The organism is Desulfobacter sp. UBA2225 (assembly GCF_002348205.1).
Lineage (GTDB): Bacteria > Desulfobacterota > Desulfobacteria > Desulfobacterales > Desulfobacteraceae > Desulfobacter > Desulfobacter postgatei.
On record NZ_DDYV01000109.1, the window covers coordinates 1 to 7,111 of the forward strand.

Sequence of the window (7,111 nt, forward strand, 5' to 3'; positions counted from 1 at the left end):
ATTCACCTGCTCATGACCGATGTGGTGATGCCCGAGATGAACGGTCGGGACCTGGCAAAAAACCTGCTGTCGCTTTATCCGAATCTCAAGCTATTGTTCATGTCCGGCTATACAGCGAATGTGATCGCCCACCATGGTGTATTGGATGAAGGCGTGCAGTTCATTCAAAAGCCCTTCTCAAAGACGGACCTGGGCGTCAAAGTCAGAGCCGTCCTGGATCGGAAATAACCGATTCAATCCCGGTGGCCAGAGATTAATTGATCTCAGGCTCTTGATCAGTACCGGGGTGGAGGGGGATCTGCGATTGAAAATTATTTTCAGCGGTCAGGAATCGCTGGCTACGGTACTCAAACGGGCAAGCCTGGCGGATCTGGTTAACAGGATCAACCTTCGCTATCATCTAAAACCCCTGTCCCGGGACCAAACCATGTGAAGACAGGATTAGAAAAATGTGAAAAAATGTCCCGCATTTTTTTTAAAAAAAGCGGGACAATAAGATTAAAAGCGTGTCAGGATGGACGTGCCACAAGGACAGGAATCTTTGATGCATGGATAACACCTTGGGCTGTGCTGCCTAAAAGGATATCATCAATACCTTGATCTCCGTGGGTGCTCATGATGATCAAATCAAAATTTCCCTGGGTCGCCGCTTTGGTAATTTCTTCCACAGGATCACCTGTTTTGACAATTATGCGGTCCTTTGATAAGGGACAGGCTGAGATTTCCCGGATTACCTTTTCCGACGTGGTTCGGATGCGTTCTTCAAGAATTTTTTCAGCATTTTTAACCGCCTCCCGGTTGAACGCCTCCTGTTTTTCAGGGTCCTTTATGGTAACACCGGCACCTGCCGAATATTCTGCTAAAAGATCCGGTACCACGTGGATGGCCCACACCTTTGCGTTGAATTTGTTACCGATGGTACAGGCATAGCGGGCCGCATATTTTGCCGCAGGCGTGATGTCCGTGGCAAAAAGGATTTTTTTAATGTCTGCGACCATGGAAATTTGGGGTTCTTCCGGGGCCTCAGAGACAGGCTTTGCCACTTTTTCAGGCGCTGTTTTTGAAGGCTCTTCGTCGTCCAAAGGCGCCGGTCCAAATATTTTATCCGTCAGTTTAACATACCAGGCCGCAGATTGGACCTGAACGATATATGCTACAGCCACTACCAGGGCCGCCGAGGCGCCTTGTTTGCCGAATGCGTTTATGGCAATGGCCAGGGCAATGGAGAGGTTGCGCATGACTGAGCCGTAAACAAGTGCAATGGCATCACCTCTGGGCAGAAACCGTTTGCCCACAAAGCTGCTGAAGATGAAGTTGAATCCGTAAATGATCACCAAAGGGAGAAGGATGTAGGCAAGCATGCTGGGGTCTGAGGCAATGGTCCGGGCCTTAAGCGCCATGGCAATGAATACGATGCCCACGACGCCCAGGGTGGAGAGCGGCGGAAATTTGGGTGCCACCGATGTCTTGAATCTCTTTTCCCCGTGTTTTTTTACCAGGGACCGGCGGGTCAGGTAACCGGCTGCCATGGGAATGAAGACAATGACCACGATCTGTTTAAAAATAGCTGCCATGTCAATTTCAATGCTTGTGCCCATGAGCATGCGGACATATAAAGGAGTGGCAATGGAGCCCAGGGTCAGACCGATAACCGTCATTTTTACGGCAGCCGCCAGGTTGCCCTTGGCAAATCCGGTCCAGGAGATGGTCATGCCCGAAGTGGGTACCAGCCCTGCCAGAAGCAGACCTAGGGCCATGTAGGGTTGGTCTTTAAAAAAGATCAAACCTACACCATAGGCCAGGAAAGGGACTACGCCAAAGTTGATCGCCTGGGTAAGCACCTGGGCCTTCACATCTCCGCCTTCAAATACTTTCTGGATATTCAGGGTCACCATCATGGGGTAGACCATCAAAAAGGTGAAGGGAATAATCAGGGATTTTAAAAAAGCGGCATCCATAAAAATGCCGAATATGAACCCGGCCAGCATCATTGCCGGAATCGCCAGGCTCAAATTTTTACTGATTTTCTGCAGCAGTTTCCACATAATTAAATTATCCTTTTGTATTAAAGGTTAAATGAATAACGTTTCGAATTATCCGTTGGATTAAACATTGACGACAATTCACTTACGATAGAGACTTGGCATGCCTTTTACAGGTTTGAATTTATGCCTCATATTCATCAAACTTTCCGCATTTCCTATAGCGAAAAAGTTATTTGGTGAAATTGATTTGTACAGTTTATTTACAACTTTTTCGCTTGTTTGATTATCAAAATAGATCATTACATTTCGACACAACACAAGATCAAAATCCGTTTGTTTCATTATGTCCGAAATTAAATTGAATTTTTTAAAGGTTATCTGTTGCTGTATTTTTTTTTTGATTTTTATATGATCTTTGTATTTGCCGACGCCTTTCTGGAAGAATTTATGTAAGATCGGTTTTGGCACGTTCTTGATTTTATCATTTTTATAGATTCCCCTGGCCGCAACTTCCAAAACAGAATGGGAGATATCTGTAGCAAGAATGGTGTATGACAGCCCCAAGTTTTCTAATTGAACTGCGATGGTATACGGTTCGTCCCCTGTAGAACAGGCTGCGCACCATATCTTAAACTGTTTTTTAGCTTTTTGGGGATTTCGATTGAAATGATCGACAATATACTCAATACTTTCATTTTCCCTAAAGAAAAACGAATGATTGGTTGTCACCGTATCAATGAATTCAATAACTTCACGTTCGTTTGATTTTAAATGAGATAAGTATTCATGAATATTCATTTTGGTCAGTCGCATTCTTTTTGCAACCTTGGATTTTAATAACTCCAGCTTTCCCTCGTGCAAATTGATACCACAGATCTGGTAGACAAGGGTTTTGAGTTCAATAAATTCATTTGATGTAAAGGTGACCGAATCCATTTTTATTAGATTTCCTTCCAAGGTTTAATTAAGCAAACAATTTTTGCAAAACAGAGCATGTTCGATCAGCAATCTTTAAAATATCTTCAACATAATCAACCGCGCCAATCTGCTTGGCCTCTTTGGGCATCCCATACACAACACTGGACGCCTCGTCCTGGGCAATCGTTACGGCCCCTGCTTTTTTCATCTCAAGCAAACCTTCGGCCCCATCTTTTCCCATACCGGTCAAAAGGATACCCAGTGCATTTGCGCCGGCATACCTTGCAACGGATCGAAACAGGATATCAACCGCCGGCCTCTGATAATGAACAAGTGGGCCGGTTTTAACCTCCACGTAATATCGGGCCCCGCTTCTTTTTAAAAGCATGTGATAATTACCCGGGGCGATAAGGACCTCTCCGTTTGTTACCGTATCTCCGTTCCGGGCTTCTTTGACGTTCACCTGACACAGTTCATTTAAACGTTCTGCAAACGAGGTGGTAAATTGGGCAGGCATATGTTGCACCACGACCATACCGGGAGAATTTTGCGGCATTGAGGTCAATACTTTTTTAATCGCTTCGGTTCCACCAGTGGATGCCCCAATAGCAATGATCTTATTTGTAGTTTCTGCCAATGCCAGGGGTGTTTGGCCCATAGACGCCCTTGATTGGTTATCCCCGCCTCGTTTTTTTAATTCCGCACCATGGACTGCCCGGATCTTTTCTGCAAGCTGCACACTCATATCACCGACAGAATAAGCCGAATTGGGTTTGGAAATTACCTCCAATGCACCAATTGACAAGGCTTCCATGGCAAGCTTACTGCCTTTTTTTGTCAAAGAACTGACAATTATCACCGGAAGTGGATAATACTTCATCAACTTTTTTAAGAAGGTGATACCGTCCATGCGGGGCATCTCGATGTCAAGCGTGAGAACATCAGGGTTTAACTTTACAATTTTATCCCGGGCTACGTAGGGATCTGGTGCCGTATCAATAACAGTTATTCCTTTTTGTCTATTTAACTGCTCTTTGAATACTTTTCTCACAACTGCAGAATCATCGACCACCAGAACCTTGATATCGTTAGCCATTAAAAATCCTCATCCATAATTAATATATATTGACCATCAGATCTCCAATGGCCTTTGAGCAACAATGGAAAAAATTCCGTCTACATCTAAAATCAGTCCCACTTTTCCGTCAGCCAGAATCGCACCGCCGGCTATACCTTGAATATCGTTCATACTGTGGCCGAGACTTTTGATGACGTACTCGTCTTTACCCAGAAGCTCATCTATCAAGATTGCTCTTTTTTCCTCTTTTGATTCAACCACCACAACCAAACACGCGTCTATGGATTTTTTGTTGTTACTGGTCCCGTAAATTTCATTCAATCGTATTAGAGGGATCAGATTGCCACGGTCTTTGACCATTTCACCTTTGCCTTTTACAGTAAAATACTCTCCCTGCCGTGGTTTGAAAGCTTTCTGAATAGCAATGGTGGGGATGACATATCTTTGATCATCCACTCCGATCAGCATACCGTCAATGATCGCAAGAGTCAGCGGCAGGCTGATAATGAATTTAGTACCCTTTCCTTTTTTCGACGCAATGTTAAGATGACCGCGAAATTTTTCAATACCATCTTTAACCACATCCATGCCCACCCCGCGACCGGATATGTCTGTTATCTCTTTTGCCGTGGAGAATCCCGGCTGCATGATCAGATCAAAAACATGGGTATCGGTCATTTGCTCATCGCCTTTAATCAGTCCGGTTGATTTGGCTTTTTCCAATATCTTATCTTTGTCCAGGCCTTTGCCGTCATCTTCAATCTCAATGATAATATTCCCGCCTTTATGATAGGCGCAAAGATGTATATTGCCCTGGGCAGGCTTGCCTGTTTTTGATCGTTCAGATGTTGCTTCAATTCCATGGTCGCAGGCATTCCTGATCATATGCACCATAGGCTCATAAAGGGCATCTACGACATTCCTGTCAATCTCAGTATCTTCCCCGGTCATGGATAAATGGATCTCTTTACCGGATTTTCGGGAAAGATCGCGGACCAGACGGATCATCTTCATAAATGTTGCCTGAATCGGGATCATACGCATGGACATGGCGATATTCTGCATATGGTTTACGATCTGTCCCAATTGGGAAACAGTCTTACTAACAATGACATCCTCTTTAGTCTGCTGTCGGAGCATGGATTGCGCAATAACAAGTTCTCCGGCATAATCCACGAGATCATCCAGTTTCTGGGTGCTGACCCTTACTTGCACATCCATTTTCTTTTTAACGCAAGACTGCTCCATCAAGGCTGAGGCAACCTGTTTAGGTTTCACCTTTTTTTCTTCAACCAGAATCTCCCCGAGTTTTTTTACCGAATTTTTATTTTGAAATTCAAGTGCCTGATCAAGGTCGGATTGACTTAGCTCTTTTTTACGGACAAGGATTTCCCCCAAAGGCTCTTTTTCTCCTTTGGTAAGCGATATCTGAAGTTGCTTGAGCCGGCTCCTTAAAGAGTCAACATCAATATCATCATCCGACTCTCTGTAGCCTGTCTGAATACCCTGCTTTACCTTGTCCAGAAGCGCCTTAAGGGTGTCTACAGACGCCAGAATGATATCTGTGACCGTATGGCTGATGATAAAATCACCACTTCGGGCACTGTCCAGCAAATTTTCGGTTGCGTGGGCAAGCTTGTTAATTTTAGTCAGGGATAAAAATCCGGCAACCCCTTTTATTGTATGGAACGGCCGGAATATGTCATTGATGATATCCGTATTCACTGGATCATGTTCCAGTTCAATCAAGGAGACCTCAATGGTATCCAGATTTTCTTGCGCCTCTGAAATAAAATCAGTAAGGATTTCCATGTCATCATCGGAAATTTTTTCAGGTGCGTTTTGAATGTTATCATTGGCGTCTTTTTTTTCGACCTGCACTGTTTGTTCTTTAACATCTCCTGACAAATTTTCTTCCAGCATCTCAAGTACATCTGCATAATCAAATGTAAATGGTTCACCTTTTTTTAAATAACACAATATTGATTTCAACAGGGCAACGCCCTCTTCAACCGGTTTTGTATCATCAAGGTTTTTAAGGATCATCTTCTCTACATAGTTTTTGCAGCGTTTTGAAATGTCATAAAAAGTTGTAGGATCAATGCCTTTAGCAATATTGATCAGATCATCAAGGTTGTTGAGCATTAGTCCCAGGTCAGGGATTTCACCTGGGCAAAAACCGGCAATCAGTATAGATAGTTCGTTCAGCTTTACCGATAGCTCGCTGTATTCGTCAGTTGATATTATGGTTTCATAAGGCATGTTTTTGTCCGGATTTTAAATTTTATTTTTAGGATAATCCCTAAGCAACGCTTTGGCTTTCATCTAATACCCTTCGGATTTCCAGCGCCATATCAGATATCACAACAGGTTTCATAAGGAGTCCTTTTATCCCCATGGTCTCTATTGTAGCTTTGCTGATCCTTTCACTGAAGCCGGTAAGTATGATGATAGGGATATCCGGCTTAACGGCCAACAACTCTTTTGCCAATTGATCTCCGGTCATGTTGGGCATGGTCATGTCTGTGATAACCAGATCAAATGTGTCGGCTTTTGCCTTGAACACTTCCAGAGCTTCAATACTTGCCGTACGGGATGTTACGTGATAGCCAAGCCGTTCAAGTATGGTTTTCTCCATCTGAACAATCGGTTGTTCGTCATCAACCAAAAGAATATGTTCATTTCCCATCGGGTTGATTTTCATCTTTTTTTTGGTTGGGATTTCAATCGATGTTTCCATCAAAGGAAGATAAACATTAAAAGTCGTTCCTTGTCCAACTTCACTGTACACTTTTATTTCACCGCCATACGCATGGACAATTCCGTGAACAACAGAGAGGCCTAATCCGGTACCTTTACCTTTCTCCTTGGTGGTAAAGTACGGATCAAATATTCTGTTTTTGATGTCAGGGTCAATCCCTTTACCTGTATCGGAAACGGTGAGCATCACGTATCGGCCGGGTTTAAGTGAAAAGGCCGGGATATCTTCCTGACCGAATTCTTTTTCACAAAGCCTTAATGATATTTCTCCATGGTCCGGCGCGATGGCATGATACGCATTGGTCATCAGGTTCATGGCGACCTGGTGCAGTTTTGTCGGGTCTGCCATTATATAACCGCATTGGAAATT

Annotated in this window: 7 protein-coding genes; 2 read left to right on the forward strand and 5 right to left on the reverse strand. The window is 43.8% G+C overall.

Annotated features, from left to right (window positions below; genetic code table 11):
• The coding region (locus tag B3D59_RS05990; protein WP_286818411.1) for a response regulator at positions 1-228 on the forward strand (228 nt) is incomplete at its 5' end.
• 76 nt (positions 229-304) lie between these two features.
• Positions 305-433 carry a hypothetical protein gene (locus B3D59_RS05995; protein ID WP_286818412.1) on the forward strand — a complete coding sequence of 43 codons (129 nt, stop codon included), beginning with the start codon at positions 305-307 and terminating at the stop codon, positions 431-433.
• A gap of 76 nt (positions 434-509) precedes the next feature.
• On the opposite strand, the gene B3D59_RS06000 is transcribed toward B3D59_RS05995, so the two are convergent.
• From B3D59_RS06000 to B3D59_RS06020, 5 genes are all read right to left on the reverse strand, one after another.
• Positions 510-2,045 carry a universal stress protein gene (locus B3D59_RS06000; RefSeq protein WP_286818413.1) on the reverse strand — a complete coding sequence of 512 codons (1,536 nt, stop codon included), beginning with the start codon at positions 2,043-2,045 and terminating at the stop codon, positions 510-512.
• A gap of 78 nt (positions 2,046-2,123) precedes the next feature.
• Positions 2,124-2,921: a CheR family methyltransferase gene (locus B3D59_RS06005; RefSeq protein WP_286818415.1), complete on the reverse strand. Its 798-nt coding sequence runs from the start codon at positions 2,919-2,921 to the stop codon at positions 2,124-2,126.
• Positions 2,922-2,949: 28 nt separating this feature from the next.
• Positions 2,950-3,999 carry a protein-glutamate methylesterase/protein-glutamine glutaminase gene (locus tag B3D59_RS06010; protein WP_286818416.1) on the reverse strand — a complete coding sequence of 350 codons (1,050 nt, stop codon included), beginning with the start codon at positions 3,997-3,999 and terminating at the stop codon, positions 2,950-2,952.
• A gap of 36 nt (positions 4,000-4,035) precedes the next feature.
• Positions 4,036-6,243: a chemotaxis protein CheA gene (locus B3D59_RS06015; protein ID WP_286818417.1), complete on the reverse strand. Its 2,208-nt coding sequence runs from the start codon at positions 6,241-6,243 to the stop codon at positions 4,036-4,038.
• 40 nt (positions 6,244-6,283) lie between these two features.
• On the reverse strand, positions 6,284-7,111 hold an 828-nt coding region (locus B3D59_RS06020), incomplete at its 5' end, for an ATP-binding protein (protein ID WP_286818419.1).